Consider the following 15,340-nt stretch of genomic DNA (forward strand, 5'->3'; position numbering starts at 1 on the left):
GCCTTATTGCTCTCTTTACGGCTATGCAGCTGTTTTTTTTGCTCGTTCGCGTTTGGCACTGCGCGCATTCGCAGCTCTAAAGGTCTAATCGGCCTACGGCTCTCCGACGATACAGTGACGATCCGGAAGGCGAGAATAGATAGGAACGCGTCAGGCTCGTGGCGGCGATATCGTACAGGTATGAGAGGGTATTTGAACGATCTGCGCAGCGCTGATGTGCGCGGGTAGATCAGGCCGGAATTGATGAAGACATTGCTTGATCGAGAAAGGCGGCAGGCCGTGATGGCTGCGTGAGATCGAGAACGTCATGGAAAGAAGTCGCGGTGAGCGGTCGGCTGACGTGGTACCCCTGGATCGTGTCACAACCTTCCGCGACCGAGAAGGCGAGTTGCTCGCTCGTTTCGACTCCTTCAACGGTCGTTTTGATGCCAAGACATGCGCTCATTGTGATGATCGCCCGGATAATTGCCGCGCTTTCCGGATCGTCGGGGATCCGTCGTACGAAGGATTGATCGATCTTGATCTTGTCGAATGGAAATTTGCGAAGGTAGCTCAGCGATGAATAGCCGGTGCCGAAATCATCCATTGAGATGCGCACGCCAGCCGCCTGAAGCTCGGCCAGTGTCGCAAGCGTACCCGCCTCGTCGTTGAGCAGCACGCCCTCGGTGATCTCCAACTCCAGTCGGCTCGGCTCGAGTCCTGACGCGTGGAGCGCAGACAAAACGACCTTGCTGAGGGCTGGATCACGGAACTGCGCAGGCGAGAGGTTCACCGCCACACCTATGTGCGCTGGCCAGTTTACCGCTTCAGAGCATGCTGTCCGCAGCACCCAATCGCCGAGCGGCAGAATCAGTCCTGTTTCCTCTGCCAATCCTATGAAATCGACTGGTGGGACGAGTCCTCGCTCGGGATGGTTCCACCGCACCAGCGCTTCGGCAGAGGTAATCGCGCCGCTTTGAGCGTCCACCACCGGCTGGTAGTGCAACTGAAGCTCTCCGTGGCTGATCGCGTGCCGAAGGCCGATCTCGAGGCGCCGCCGCTTTTGTGTCTCCTCGTCAAAACGCGGGTCGTAGCGCCGCCAGATTGCACGCCCGTCTGATTTCGCGGCGTAAAGGGCCAAATCGGCGTTCCGCAGCAGTTCGGCGGGATCGTCGCCGTCTTGCGGCGCCCACGCGAAGCCGACGCTCGCACCCAGGTGCAGCGCCTGACCTTGATAGATGAAGGGTCGGCCTCCGATGGTCTGCACAATGCGTTCCGCCAGGATGGCCACGGAGTCGAGATGGTCTGCGGCAATCTGCAGAACAGCAAACTCGTCGCCGCCAAGCCGGGCAAGCACATCGCCGTCACGTAGCGTCGCCTGGAGCCGCTCCGCTACCATCTGCAGGATGGCATCGCCTGCGGCGTGACCAAGCGTGTCGTTCACTGGCTTGAAGCGATCGAGGTCGAGCATGAGCACCGCGAAGGATTGATCGCGCTCCCGTCGCGAAGCCGTGTGGATTGAGAGCAGATCAAAAAAGCGCCCGCGGTTGGCCACACCGGTCAGCGAATCGCTGAATGCCAGGGTGCGCATGCGAGCCTCGGTCCGCAGCCGCTCACGCTGGTCACGTACGGCGATGACCGTGTGGACCTTGTATCCGAGCGCGACCTGCGCGCGCAGGATGCGAACGGGAATGGTGTCGCCGCTTGCGCTGGTGAGCTGCGCCTCCCGTTCCTCGCGCTCGGGAATGCTGGCGAAGTCGACGCCCGGAAGCAATTGGCTCAGGAATGATCCGGGGAGCGTGCCGGGCGCGTAGCCGGAGAGGCGCTCGATACTCTGATTGGCGGTAGTGATCTCATCCCCGGTGCAGATCAGCAATCCCTCAAGCGCGACATCGGCGAGTTCGCGCAGGCGGCGCTGATCATGGCGGAGCCTTGCTTTGGCGGCGAGGTCGAAGCGCCAGCCGAATATCGCAAGGGTGAGGAGGGCAATGGACACGCCCGCTACCCACGGCGCGATGGTCGCCGGCGACATGGCGATTGCCGGGAACTTGACAGCCGGATCTGACCGCACGGTCATCGCCGCCATGCCGCAGAAATGCAGAACGGCGATCGAGAGCAGGAGAAGCGGCGGCGCAGCACGGCGTACGGAGCGACGTCGGTGCGCCAACGTCATCATGCCCAGCCCGGTCACTGGCACACCGACTACAAGCGAGAGCAACACCAGCAACGGGTCCCATGCCACGTTGCCCCGGACAAGATACGCCGATTGTCCGATGTAGTGCAGCGCGGCAATACCGACGCCGATGACGAGTCCTGCGATAAACTGCTGCAAGCGGCGGCGCGAGCGCATCGACACCAGTATGCCGCCGCCGATGCCCGTGATCGCGCAAACCAACGATGCGATGGTGACAAGCGGATCAAAGGCGGCTTCAATGCCTGGCTGATAGGCCAGAAGCACGATGAAGTGTGTGGCCCAGGCGGTGCAGCCGCCCGAAACGATACTGACTAGGGCCCATCGTGAACGAGGCACTCCAACTGCCCGAGCCGCGTGGCGAGCGATCGCGAACGTCGCGTATACGCCGACAGCACAGACAGCAGCGGCAAGCGCCACAAGGCGGTGGTCATGATTGTGCACCATGCAGCGCACGATGGTATGGAGCAGACCCATAACTGCGCGATACGCCGCAAAACTTAATGTTCACGGTAGCGTCCCTATGATCATGAGCGTGCTGCGGTGCCTGCTTCGAGTCCATGCCATTAGCAGCCCACCGTCCAATAGGCCAAAGCTACTGCGGCAAAAAGTTGGCCGGGGGTCGGTACACCCTTCTCCCGGGCTGTTCAGCACCCAAACGCGCTGACGGCTATCTGTCGTGATGAAGATGAACGAACGTCGGATGTGGGGAAGCTCTGCGAACCAACTGGGCGTCCGCTTGTGGGTCAGGTCACCGAGTTCTGTTTGAACGTTGTTACCACTATCGTGATACGGCGATTGGCGGGGGCGACTTCCTCGTCGCGGGTCATGTCGAGCAACAGTCGCCCGTCCGCGGCCCAATGGACTCGGCGCACCCGCGCATCACGCCCGTCGCCGCCGACACCGTTGCCCCATGTGTGATACACATACAGCGGATTGCCATCTTCGTCGGTGGTGAAGGCGCCATGTCCCGGCCCCTGTTCATAGCGGCGATAGTCAGTCACCCCGGCTGGCATCGACTGGCTTTTCTGCAGCGGCGCCGACCATTTGCGCCAGGAACCGATCCTAGTGAGGTCGGCGTTGAGCGGCGCGGAGATGCCGTTGACGACATATTTCGGGCTCACCCCTGAACTGGAATAGACGAGGGTCAGGCGACCGTTGTGGGTGAGCGCGAACGCTCCTTCGGCAAGGTTTTCCTCGACCGAGGTCTGCGGCGCGATGATCGGGGTCGGCGGGCCGGCCAGTCGCGTCGGATGCGCAGGGTCGACCGGCGCGATCCACGTCAGCGGATCGCCGAGCGTGCCCGACGCCGGTAGGTAGCGTTGCGACCAGGTGTAATAGGACCGCTTCCCGACCGTGAAGAACGACATGTCTAGGCTGATGTTCGCCGGCATCTCCGCGCGGCCGAGCGGGGTGCCGTCCGCCTTGCGGATCGCCGCCGGGCGCGACCAGTCGGCCGGGTTGGCGGGATCGCCCCCGTCGCGCAACTGGATGAGGTGCGACGCGACCCGCGACCACGCGCCGCCTTCGTTCGACTGGTCGTCTTTCGGGTTGAAGCAGGGTGCGAACAGGATCGACAGCTTGCCGCCGATCTCGTGGATTTCGGGCGCCCAGTAGCAGCCGGCGATCACGCGCCCCTCGGTGGTGCGGTCGCGGCGCGTGCGCCGGTTGAGCAGGTCGACTTCGCGCGCGCGACCGCCATTGGCATCGGCAAGGTCCGCAAGCCGGTCGGCGACGCGCAGCGGCAGGTGCACGGAGCCGACATTGTCGTTGTCGGTGTCGTCGGTGGCGGTGAGCAGATAGCGGACCCGTCCGTCCTTCTCCCAGCGATAGATGTCGGGATCGGCGCGATTGTAGGCGAAGATCGCCGGATAGCTTCGCTGGCGGACCGTGCCGTGGACCAGATGACGGCCCGGTTGCATGAGCCGCGCGAGGTCGGCGGCATCCCAGTCCACCGCGCGCGTGGCGGTGGAGCCGTCCGAATAGCCGAGCGTCACCCGCGCGCTCCCGAGATCGGCGCTGCGACCCGCGGCGATCTTCTGCGGCGCGACCGTCGCGTTGGTATTGACGATGCGGCCGAAGCGATGGGTGAGGCCGGTTGCGATGTCGGCGCTGATCGCCAGCGCATCGTGAGTGGTCACCGCGCCGATCTGCGCGTCGCCGACGTTGCCGGCCGAGACGATCCGCCGGCGTCGGCCACCATTGTCCGGCTGCCACGTCGCGGCTTGCCACTCCGTCCGCGTCAGATCGGCGACCGTCGTCCACCGCTGCTGCGCGTTGCGGTCGGTCCATGACACGAGATAGCGGCGCGTGGCGCTGTCCCAGACCGCGTGCGGTTGCGTGACGGCATCGGCGCTACGCAGGTCGAGCGTGCCCAGTTCCTCAAAGTCGCCCGGGCGTGCGGGATCGCTGCGGAAGATCACCGTCGCTGTCGCGGCGGGATCGGGCTTGCCCGCCATATCGACGCGCGTCGCGATCACGCCGAGCGCTCCGTCTGCGAAATGGAAGAGAGACGGATCGGCGACGCCGCGCAATGCTACCCGGTCGACCCCGATGTAATCGCCCTTCGCGAACACCACGCCATAATCGTCATTGAGCGGCGTCATGCGACCGTCCGAGCCGCTGAGGGCGAGATGCACGCTGCGAGCGATCGTGGACTGGTTGGCGTCATGCGCGCTGGTCGGGGTGCGAGCATAGGCTTCGAGCTGCCGTGCACCGCTGCCGAGCACGCGGACCGTGAAGCTCTTGGTGAGCGTCGTCCCGTCCGCGCGGGTCAGCCTGCCGTCGAGCCGGACGACCCGCGCCGCCGCGCCGCGGTTCGTGAGCACGCCATCGCGGACCACTCGTCCATCGGCCCGCCATGTCGCGGCGAACCCGTCCGGCACCGGCAGCCGAGTCCCCGACGCGAGCACCGGCGGCATTACCCAGCGCGCCGCAAGGTCGCCGGCATCCGGCGTGGCGCTACGCCAATGCGCCTCGATCTGGTCGCGCTCGGCGGCGGTGATCGACAGGACGGTGCCGTGGCGTGGCGACGGCGGCAGCTGGAAGTCGCGCGGATAGGTCCAGGCGATCGGGGCTTTGAGCGCATTGGTGGCGAGCGGGATGTAGCCGCCGCCGCCATAGTCATCGACCCACAGGAAGTATTTGAACCCGCTCGTGTCGCCCGGATTGGCGACGAAGGCGGTCGGCCCTTCCACCTCGGGCGTCCCGGCGCGGCGGCCGATGCAGCGATCGAGGATCGTCCACTGCCCCGACGCCCCGTCCGCGCGCAGCGACGGCGAAACCTGCGCCAGAATGTCGCTCGACGAGCATCCTTGCGCATCGCTGATCTTGGTGAAGCGGTAATAGAGGTCGCCATCCTTCATGACGGTGGCGTCGATCATCCCCTTCGCCCTGACCGAGCCCGGTACGTCGGCGGCCTTGAACCACGGGGTCGGGGTGGTGAAGGTGCGGAAGTCGCGGGTGATCGCGCTCAGGATCTGCGGCCCCTCGCCATCCTCGACCGTGTGCGCCGCGTCCTTGTAGAGCGTCGAGGTCCAGTAGACGACATAGGCGCCGATCGTCGGATCGTAGGTGGCTTCGGGCGCCCAGGTCATGCCGGCGGCGGGCAGGTTGACGCGGACGTGGCGCTGCTTGCCCCAATGGATCAGGTCGGTCGATTCCCAGATCTCGAGATAGCGGCTGCCGTGGCGGGTCGCGTCGCCCCAGCCGCTGCGCGCCGCCGACAGATCGGTCGCGAGCAGGAAGAAGCGGTCGCCCTCTGCCGAGCGCATGATGAACGGATCGCGCAGCCCGCGCGTGCCCTCGGTCGATTGCAACATCGGCTTGCCATGGTTGAGCGTCTTCCACTGCAAGGCATTGTTGCCGTCGGAGATCGCGAAGCGCAGCTTCTCGCCGTCGATCGTGTTCTCAGTGAAATAGACGAACAGATAGGCCGCGCCGGCGGGCGCAGGCGTGACAGGCGCGGCCGGCGGCGTCGCGCCGGTCAGCGCGATCGGCGCGGCGAGCAGCAGCAGCGGGCGGGCAAACCCTGACGTCCAATCCAACCATCGTCTCCCGATCACCGGGCGGTCGTTTCGCCGGCCCGTCATCGTCCCTAAGGCGTTGATACCCAAAGTCGAAGCCCTCCGTTCGACGGCTCCGCTTCGAGCAGCCGGCTCCGCGATCCGTCATCCCGGACTTGATCCGGGATCCCGCTTCTTCTTCCCACGGTCGGCAAGGAGAAGCGGGACCCCGAACCAAGTGCCGCGCGACGAACGAAGGCCGTGCCTAGAACCGGAAGCGCACGCCCGCCGACAACAGGCTCGCCTCCCAGCGCACGTCGCGCGGATAGCGCGGGTCCTTGACGTAGCTGTGATACGGCGTGCGCAGCAGGTTGGTGGCGTCGACGGTCAGCGTGATATTGTCGTTGACGTTGTAGCTTGCCGACAAATCGAGCCGCCCGACCGCGTCCGAATAGACCGTGGTGAACACGCCGGGCGCGCCGAAGCCGTCCACGTTGGCGCTGCGGTAATTATAGGCGAGCCGCACGCTCGCCGGCCCCAGTTCGTACAACCCGATGACGTTGAAGCTGTACTTGGACACGCCGGGCAGGGTGTTGCGCCCGCCCGCGAAATTGGCTGCGGCGGGGACGACCTGCTCGCCGTCGATATAGGTGAAGTTCGCCTGTGCGCCGAGCCCGCGCAACGCGCCGGGCAGGAAGTCGAAGAAGGTCGTCGCCGCCGCCTCGATCCCCTTGATCGTCCCCGAGCTGGAGTTCGACGGGCGGTAGACGAGGATGTTGCCGAACGGCTGGACGTTGACGACCTGCGGCAGCGAATTGATGAACCCCTCGATCTCGCGATAGAAACCCGCGACCGACACCGACCCGGTGCGCGAAAAATAATATTCGAGCGATGCATCGTAATTGTTCGAGCGGATCGGTTGTAGCTCGGGATTGCCGCCGTTGCCGGTGTAGGAGATGTTGCCGCCGATCGTCCCCTGCGTGATCGTCAGCGTCGGGTTGATCTGGTTGAAGCCGGGGCGGGTCAGCGCCTCGGTGCGCGACAGCCGCAGCTTGAGCCGGTCGGTGAAATGCAGCTGCGCGCTGATGTTCGGCAGCACGTCGACATATTGCGTCGAGGAATCGATCGGGACGAGCTGCGTCTGGCTGGTGCCGGGGATCGGCAGCGAGTTGGTGCCGTCGAGGCGGTTGCGCGTGACGACGACGCGCGTGCCGATCACGCCGTCGATCGGGAAGCCGACATCGAACGCATAATCGAGCTGCGCATAGCCCGAGAACACCTGCTCGCGCGCGCGGAACGACGCGAGCGGATCGTAGCGCGGCTCGTCCGACGCCCACGCCGCCTGCGTCCCGGCATCGGCGTTGAGCCGGGCGAGCCCGTCGCGGACATAGCCGCGCACGTCGTTGAGCTTGTCGTTGAACAGATAGGCGTCGGGGGCGTACCAGCTGCGGAACTGCTGGACGTCGTCACCGCGGAAACCGGGTTCGATGATCCCGCCTTGCGACACGGTCGGCACCTTGCTGATGACCTCGCGCAGCCCCGACAGTCCGGCGTAGCGGCCACCGAATTCAGAGCGCGCATTGCGATCGGCGTAGCGCAAGCCGAGCCGGAACTTGGGGAACAGCACCGAGCCGGTGTCGATCAGCGCATTGCCCTGCCATTGCCACTGGCTGCCTTCGGAGCGGCGGCGCTCGTCATAGACGCCGCGCACGTAGAAGCTGTCGGGATTGGCGAAATCGACCCCGCTCGGCACGAAATTGACGCTGCGTTGGTCGTTGAGCCGCACCGCCAGCGACAGCGGGGACACGGTCTGGGTCTCGAAGCGGCCGAAGGTGTTGCTGACCACCGAGCGCGTGTACGCAAGGTCGGTGGTGAAGACCGCATTGCCGACCTCCCATTTCGCGCCCAGCGCGCCCTGATAGGTGTCGGTGCTGCTGTCGCCGAATTCCTTGGTCGGGCCGTTGACGATGCCGAGATCGATGTCGAACGATTCCAGCGTCGTGCCGTCCGGGGTCAGCACCGCGTTGCGGATCGTCGGCGGGGTGCCGCCGGTGGTGCTCGACTGGATCGGCACGCCGAAGAAGTCGTTGGCGTTCTTGTTGCGATATGCCTGCCACAGCCCGTCGGCGTAGATCATCAGATTGTCGGTCGGCTGCCATTGCAGCGAGCCGTTGACCGACGGCCGCTGGCGCGTGCCGCGCCCGTAGAACAGCCCGATGTCCTGCGGGAAGGTGAAGTCGCGTCCCACCGACGCGGGCAGGATCGCCTGCGCGGCGGGGACATTGTCCTGAAAGCCCTGATAGCGGACCGAATTGAGGTAGCGCGTCTGCGTGAACGAGACGTTGAGCAGCGCGCCGATCTCGCCGATCCCGGTCTGCCAGCGGTCGCTGACCAGCAGGCTGCCGATCGGGTCGAGCTTGCGGCTCTGGTCGTTATAGACCCCGCGCAGCGCGCCGGCGAGTTCGAAGCCCTTGAAGTCGAACGGCCGGCGCAGCCCGACGTCGAGCAGCCCGGCGATCCCGCCTTCGAGGTTCACCGCGGTCACCGCCTTGAACACGTCGACGCGCGCCACCGCCTGCGCGGGGAAGTCCTGGATCGCCACGGAGCGTCCGTCGGCGGTGAAGATCTCCCGCCCGTTGACGGTCGTCTGGACGTTGGGCAGCCCGCGGATCAGCACCCCGTTCGCCTCGTCGAGATAGCGCGTCACCTGCACGCCGGTGATCCGCGCGATCGCTTCGGAGGCGTTGTTGTCGGGGAATTTGCCGATATCCTCGGCGACCAGCGCATCGACGATCGCGTCGGAATTCTGCTTGATGTTCTGCGCGCTGCTCAGGCTCTGGCGGATGCCGGTGACCACGATCTCCTCGGGCGCGTCGCCCGAGGGCGCCGTGGTGCCCGGCTCGGGCGCGGTCTGCGCGGCGGCGGTGGTCGCGGCGACGGTGATCGCCAGTGCGGCGCTCGAGGCGAGCAGGCGCGCGTTCGTCAGTATGAACATCGTAATCCTCCCATTTTTTCGTTTCTGCTTGTCGTTCGGCCGCGCGGATCACGGCATCTGCGTCACCGTGATCCGGTCGATGTTGGGGGCGAAGCGCGAGCGCAGCAGCACGTCGGGCCACACCGTCGAGGCATAGCTCTTGCCGTCCCAGTTCGGCTGTTCCTCGCCCGCGATGCGCACCGTGTTGCGCCCGGCGCGCAGCGTGACGGGCACGGTCATCTCCCACCAATTGTTGCGGTGAAAGCTGTTGGGGAAGGTCGCCAGCACCGGTGCCGCGCCGTTCACCGCGATCCGAGCGACGCGCGCGAGCGGATCGGGATTGTAATGCGTCGCCTTCGACTGTTCGTCGTTCGAGAAGCGCAGCGTCAGCGCGTAGGTGCCCGCGCGCGCGACGCGCACGTCGGGGAAGGTCAGCGCATTGCCGTTGCCCGGCGCGCCGCCGATGTCGAACACCGCTCGGCCGCCGCTCGCCCGCGACGCCGCCGCTACCCGCGCCGTACCCACGACCTGCGCCGCCTCGGCTTCGTAATGCTGCGCACCGACCGCCGGCACTGGCGTCACCCGCAGCCCGCTTCCACCGTCGACCACCACCTTGTTGATGCCGCCGAGCAGGAAGGCGCGATCGCCGCGCAGCGCGCGCCCGTTGACGCGCAGCACCCGCCCACCCGCTGCAGCGAGCCGCGCCGGCCCGTCCTCGGCGGCATAGACCCAGTACGTCGCCATCGCGCCGTCTCGCTTCGCATCACGCGGGTCATAAACCTGCGCCGCATCGCCCGTCGCCTCGGTCAGCGTGATCCGGTCGACCAGCGCGTTGCCCTGCGTCCGCGCGCGCCCGTCGCGGCTGCGCGTCGCCAGCGTCACGACATGCCGCCCCGCGCCGAGCGTCAGCTTGGTATCGGCATGATCGAGCACCGCCGGCTTGTAGCCGAGCGGCAGGTACAGCTCGCCGACCTCCTTGCCGTCGACGCGCAGGAAGACGTTGGTCGCCCCCTCCGCCTCCGCCAGCGGGTCCTTGTTGAACGTGCTGGCGAGCACGCGCAGCGTGTAGCGCCCCGCGCGCGGCACCTGCACCGCAAAGTCGAGCGCGGCATCGTTGCCGCCCGCGAACCCCTCGACCGAATAGCCATCGGACGTATGGAAGCGCGACACGTCCTTGGGCGACCCCTCCGGCCCGCGCACCCTCAAGCCGCTGCCACGCCGCGTCGCCGCCTCGGCCTCATAATCCTGTCGCCACGGTGCGCGCGGTGCGGGCAGGGCGGTCCCGGCCGGGGTGACGACCAGCTCATAGGCCGACTCCTCGCGCAGCGCCGGCAGGTCGCCGCGCCCGAACGTCAGCGCGATTGTGCCGTCGGAGACCGGCACGCGCCGGTCGGCGATCGTCACGGGCGGGGCGGCATCGCCCAATTGCCCAGTCCATGCGATCTCGCGCACGCGCACCTGCGCCGCCGCGCCGAACAGCGCGGGCAAGTTCGTCAGCGCCACCGTCGCCGCGCCGCTCTTGCCCCCGAGCAGCACGCGCGCCTGTCGCTGCGCCGGGTCGAGCGTCGCGACCCCCTGCAACGTATAGCTCTGGTCGCGGTGCGGCGGCGTCACCGCCAGCGTGTGCCCGCTCATCGTCGCATAGGCGTTGAGCAGCCACCATTGCCCGTTGCCGCGGTTCGCCTGCACCGCGCTGTCGCTCAGATTGCCGTCGATGTTCCAGTAAGCGATGTCGGCATCGACCTTGGCATCCTCGATCGCCGCGACCCACTGGATCATCTGCCCCGGCACCGACGTGTGGTAATTATAGGCATATTCGTTGATGTTGACCGGCAGGTGCCGCCCCTGCCACTTCGTCCCCGCGAACAGCCGGTCCTCCCACGCGCGATACTTTCGCACGCTGGTGCGGACGGTTGCCGGGTCGCTCAGCTCGTGCCACGTCACCACGTCGGGCATCGTATCGGCGGCGATCGCGTGGCGCAGGAAGCCCTCGACCTGATCGAACAGGATGCTGGTGTTCGGCCCGGCGATCCGCGTCCCCGGCGATGCCTGCCGCAGCGCGCGCACCGTGCGATCCCAGGCGTCGAGGAACACCGCCGGCTCCTTGAGCCAGCTGACCCCGGTGCAGCTCTTGGCGTCGGCGCTGAACATGTTGCCGTCGGGCTCGTTGAACGGCACGAACACGATCCGGTCGCGATAGCGCGGCGGCAGCGCGCGGACCTGCGCGGCCTGCCGCTTGAGCACCTCGATATAGTTGGTCACCGATTGCGCGCAGTCGCCGCTCTTCCACTTGTACGGAAACTCGCGGAAGATGTCGGTCATGTAGATATAGGTGTCGCCGCCCGACGCATCGGTCAGCAGCGTCGACACCTCCAGCGCGTCGGCGCCGGGATGCTGCGGCCCGTCCTGCGCCTTGGTCGAGACGGTGCGCAAATCGATGCCTTCGAGCAGATTGGGGTGCGGCAGCCGCGCATCGTACAGGCCGTAGAGCGTCCCCGACGCCCCGCCGTGGAACGCGCCGGTGTCGCTGCCCATGTCGACGGTCAGCCGTTCGGGCGCGTCCTGCGCCAGCGCGGGCGCGGCGGTGGTGGCGAGCAGAGCGGCAAGGCAGAGGGCACGCATCGGTCGGAACTCCGGGAAGGGTGCGGCGGCGGTCATGCCGCGCGCGCCGCGTTCATGCGCGCGATCGTCGCGTGGTTGAGGATCAGCCGGCTGATCGTGACGGCGAGCAGCAGGTGCATCGCCGCCGGCACCAGCGTCGACAGGGCGCGGATGCCGGTCAGCGACAACGGCGTCTGGTTGTTCGCGCCGGCCTTGTAGGAGACGAGCACCAGCACCGCGCTGATCAGCGCCCCCGCGACCGCCCACGCCAGCTTCACGAAGAACTGATTGAACGCGAAGCTCATGCCCGACGAGCGCATCCCCAGCTTCCACTCGCCATATTGGTCGGCCAGCTGGATCAGCGTGAAATGCAGCGGCAAGGTGCAGCCCAGCACGATGCAGCACAGCCCGACCAGCACCAGCCACAGGGTCGGATAGTCGCCCGGCACGAAGAAGGCGGCGACATGCCCGACGACGAGGATCAGATTGACCCAGATATAGATCGTCCGCACGTCATGGCGGCGCGTGAAGAAGGTGACGACGATCGAGCCGATGAACCCGCCGATCGTCGCGATGCCGAAGAAGAACGCCTGATAGGTCGTCCCGCCGTTCAGCACATAGGTGATGAAATACAGCGCCGCGCCACCCTTGGTGTTGAAGATCGCGATCAGCAGCAGCGTCATCGCGAAGGTAATGCGCAACTGGTCGTTCTTCAGCGTATTGGCGATCGCGACGCGCAGCGGCGGCTCCTCGATGGCCGCGAAGGTGACGCGCTCGCGCACGAACAGGAAGCAGATCAGGAACATCGCCACCGCGGCGAGGCTCAGGAGCGCCACGCCGTCGCGATAGCCGCGCGCGACATCGCCCGCGCCGAGCGCGCGCACCATGATCGGCAGCCCGACCGAGACGGTGAACGAGGCGATCGCCACCATCGCGAACCGCACCGACTGGCAGGCGACGCCTTCCTCGGCGCTGTCGGTCATCCGCGTCACCAGCGCGCAAAAGGGGACGTTGTTGAGCGAATAGGAGAAGGCGAGCAGGAAATAGGTGATCGCGGCATAGGCGACCTTGCCGTCCTGCCCGAGATCGGGCGACTGGAAGGTCAGGAAACAGCTCAGCCCGACCGGGATCGCGGTCCACAACAGATAGGGGCGGAACTGCCCCCAACGCGTCTTCGTGCGGTCGGCCATGATCCCGATCAGCGGATCGGAGATCGCGTCGAAGATGCGCAGCGACAGGAACAGGATACCGACCACGCCCGGCGCGATCCCGAACACGTCGGTGTAATAGAAGGTCAGGAAATTGGCGATCAGCCCGGTGATGATCGTGCCCCCGGCGTCGCCGAAGCCGTAGGCGACCTTCTCGCCGAAGGGCACGCGCGCGGCCGGGGCCGGGGCGGGGTGGACCGGCGCGGCGTCGCCCTGTTGCGCGATCGTCGTCATGCCTCGGAGTCCATGAACGCCCCCGCGACGCGTGCGCCGGCGCGGACGAAGACCGGCAGCCGGTCGCGCGGCGCGGCGCAGCGAACCGTCGCGTTGCCCGCCACTTCCGCCCCGGTCCACGCATCGATCCACGCGCCCGCCGGCAGCCACACGTCGCGCGCGTCGACGCCCGCCGCGGTGACCGGCGCGACCAGCAGGTCGGGGCCGAACATATATTGGTCGTCGACTTGCCAGCTGCGCGGCTGCTCGGGATAGTCGTAGAACATCGGCCGCATCGGCGGGTCGCCCGCTTCGTGCGCGGTGCGCATCAGCCCGGCGACATACGGCCGTAGCCGCTCGCGCAGGCCGGCGTAGCGGCGCAGGATCGCGAACACCTCGTCGCCGAAGCTCCACAATTCGTTGCCCGCGCCGGTGTCACATTGCGCGACCCCGTCGCGGAACGGCTCGGCGGGTGGGGTGATCGGGTCGCGATGCCCGTGCATCCGCAGCACCGGGGTGAACACCGCCCATTGGAACCAGCGGATCATCAGCTCGTGAAACGCCGGATCGTCGACATCGCCGCCGTGGAAGCCGCCGATGTCGGTCGTCCACCACGGGATGCCCGCCATCGCCATGTTCAGCCCGGCGCTCAGCTGGTTGCGCATCGCGGTGAACGAGCTGTGGATGTCCCCCGACCAGATCAGCGCTCCGTACCGCTGGCTCCCCGCCCACGCGCAGCGCACCAGGCTGACGCTTTCGGTCGCGCCCTCGGCCGTCAGCCCGTCGTGGAGCGCCTGCGCATAATAGAGCGGATAGGCATTGCCGACCGCCAGCACCTCGCCGGCATGATAGCGATAATTGTCGAAGTCATACGCGCCATATTCTGGCTCGGCCTCGTCGAGCCAGAACAAGGTCACGCCCTTGTCGTGGTAGTTGCGCTTTAGCGTCTGCCACAGGAAGTCGCGCGCGCCGGGATGCGTGACGTCGAGGAAGCGCGTGTTGCCGAGGAACTCCTGCTGCACGTCGATGCCGCGATTGGCGCGCACCAGATAGCCGCGCTCGGCGAGCGCCGGGTAATTTTCCGAGCGCGGATCGACGGTCGGCCACACCGACACCATCAGCGCGGTGCCCATCGCCGCCAGCTCGGCGCACATCGCGGCGGGGTCGGGCCATTCGCGCACATCGAACCGCCAGTCGCCCTGCACCGGCCAGTGGAAAAAGTCGGCGACGATCACCGCCAGCGGGATGCCGCGGTCGCGATAGGCGCGCGCCACCGCCAGCAGCTCGTCCTGCGTGCGGTAACGCAGCTTGCTCTGCCACAGCCCCAGCGCATAATCGGGCATCATCGGCGCGGTGCCGGTGACCTGCGCATAATTGCGCACGATCTGTGCAGGCGCGTCGGCGGCGGTGATCCAGTAATCGATCTCGTGCGCGGCGCGCGCGGTCCAGACCGCGCCATTGGCGGCGAAACACGCCTCGCCGACCGCCGGGCTGTTCCACAACATGCCATAGCCGTGGCTCGACACGACGAACGGCACGCTCGCCTGCGAATTGCGCTGCGCCAGTTCCAGCACGCAGCCGGCGAGGTCGAGGTTGGGCTGCTGATATTGACCCATGCCGTACAGCCGCTCGCCCGGCCGGGCCTCGAACCGCACTGTGATCCGCGCCGCGCCGCCGGGCAACGGGCGGAACTCGCGGCCTGCCAGACCCAATGCGCTGATCGTGTCGACCGTGTCGCTGCCGATTGTCCAGAATTTGGTGACCGTATCGCGCTGCCGCCACTTCTCCTCGAGCAGAACGCGCCCGCGATTGTCCAGAAAGCGCACGCGCCCCTGTAAATCCAGCTCCGCCGTGATCCCGCCGTTGCGGATATGCGCCACCGAACCGACCCGTCCGACGAGCGCGGCGATCGGATCGATGTCGAGCAACGCGCCCGGCGCGGCGGGGCGGGGGGCATAGGTCGAGGCGCGCAGCCGCAATCCGCTGGGGCCATGCGCCTCGATCCGCACCCAATCGCCATCATAGGCCCAGGCAATCGCGCGCTCTTCAAGCGTCAGCGTATCCACGCTTTTCTTCCTCTCCCCGCCCGGCAATTCCGAACCGTAAACGTTTTCGGACTTGTGCAATCCGGGTGGTGGTCTGTCAACACCCTTGCGCTGTGGACGTGCGG

6 protein-coding genes are annotated in these 15,340 nt (G+C 66.8%); all 6 read right to left on the minus strand.

The genetic code is table 11. From position 1 onward, the window contains the following. Positions 1-229: 229 nt before the first annotated feature. Complete coding sequence (locus SPHPH_RS18470; RefSeq protein ID WP_238302783.1) at positions 230-2,647, minus strand: bifunctional diguanylate cyclase/phosphodiesterase; 2,418 nt, start codon at positions 2,645-2,647, stop codon at positions 230-232. 269 nt (positions 2,648-2,916) lie between these two features. Continuing rightward, positions 2,917-6,216, minus strand: coding sequence for a family 43 glycosylhydrolase (locus tag SPHPH_RS18475; RefSeq protein WP_051272755.1), 3,300 nt, complete (start codon positions 6,214-6,216; stop codon positions 2,917-2,919). 223 nt (positions 6,217-6,439) lie between these two features. Then, the gene (locus tag SPHPH_RS0100780; RefSeq protein WP_037487819.1) at positions 6,440-9,169 is read right to left on the minus strand and encodes a TonB-dependent receptor; all 2,730 of its coding nucleotides are present in this window, start codon (positions 9,167-9,169) and stop codon (positions 6,440-6,442) included. Between the two features lie 48 nt (positions 9,170-9,217). Continuing rightward, positions 9,218-11,806 (minus strand): carbohydrate-binding protein, encoded by a 2,589-nt coding sequence (locus SPHPH_RS0100785; protein ID WP_202900623.1) that lies wholly within the window; start codon positions 11,804-11,806, stop codon positions 9,218-9,220. After that, complete coding sequence (locus tag SPHPH_RS0100790; RefSeq protein WP_028964993.1) at positions 11,803-13,191, minus strand: MFS transporter; 1,389 nt, start codon at positions 13,189-13,191, stop codon at positions 11,803-11,805. Before SPHPH_RS0100790 ends, SPHPH_RS0100785 begins: the two co-directional genes overlap by 4 nt. Continuing rightward, positions 13,188-15,236, minus strand: coding sequence for a glycoside hydrolase family 31 protein (locus tag SPHPH_RS0100795; protein WP_037487821.1), 2,049 nt, complete (start codon positions 15,234-15,236; stop codon positions 13,188-13,190). The genes SPHPH_RS0100790 and SPHPH_RS0100795 overlap by 4 nt, the downstream gene beginning before the upstream one ends. Between the last annotated feature and the right edge of the window lie 104 nt (positions 15,237-15,340).

It is taken from the genome of Sphingomonas phyllosphaerae FA2, assembly GCF_000427645.1.
In the GTDB taxonomy this organism is placed as follows: domain Bacteria; phylum Pseudomonadota; class Alphaproteobacteria; order Sphingomonadales; family Sphingomonadaceae; genus Sphingomonas; species Sphingomonas phyllosphaerae.

Bases quoted from the DNA above. Each gene is read 5' to 3' on its own strand.
- SPHPH_RS18470 (WP_238302783.1), bottom strand. From the start codon at position 2,647: ATGGGTCTGCTCCATACCATCGTGCGCTGCATGGTGCACAATCATGAC.
- SPHPH_RS0100780 (WP_037487819.1), bottom strand. From the start codon at position 9,169: ATGTTCATACTGACGAACGCGCGCCTGCTCGCCTCGAGCGCCGCACTG.
- SPHPH_RS0100785 (WP_202900623.1), bottom strand. From the start codon at position 11,806: ATGACCGCCGCCGCACCCTTCCCGGAGTTCCGACCGATGCGTGCCCTC.
- SPHPH_RS0100790 (WP_028964993.1), bottom strand. From the start codon at position 13,191: ATGACGACGATCGCGCAACAGGGCGACGCCGCGCCGGTCCACCCCGCC.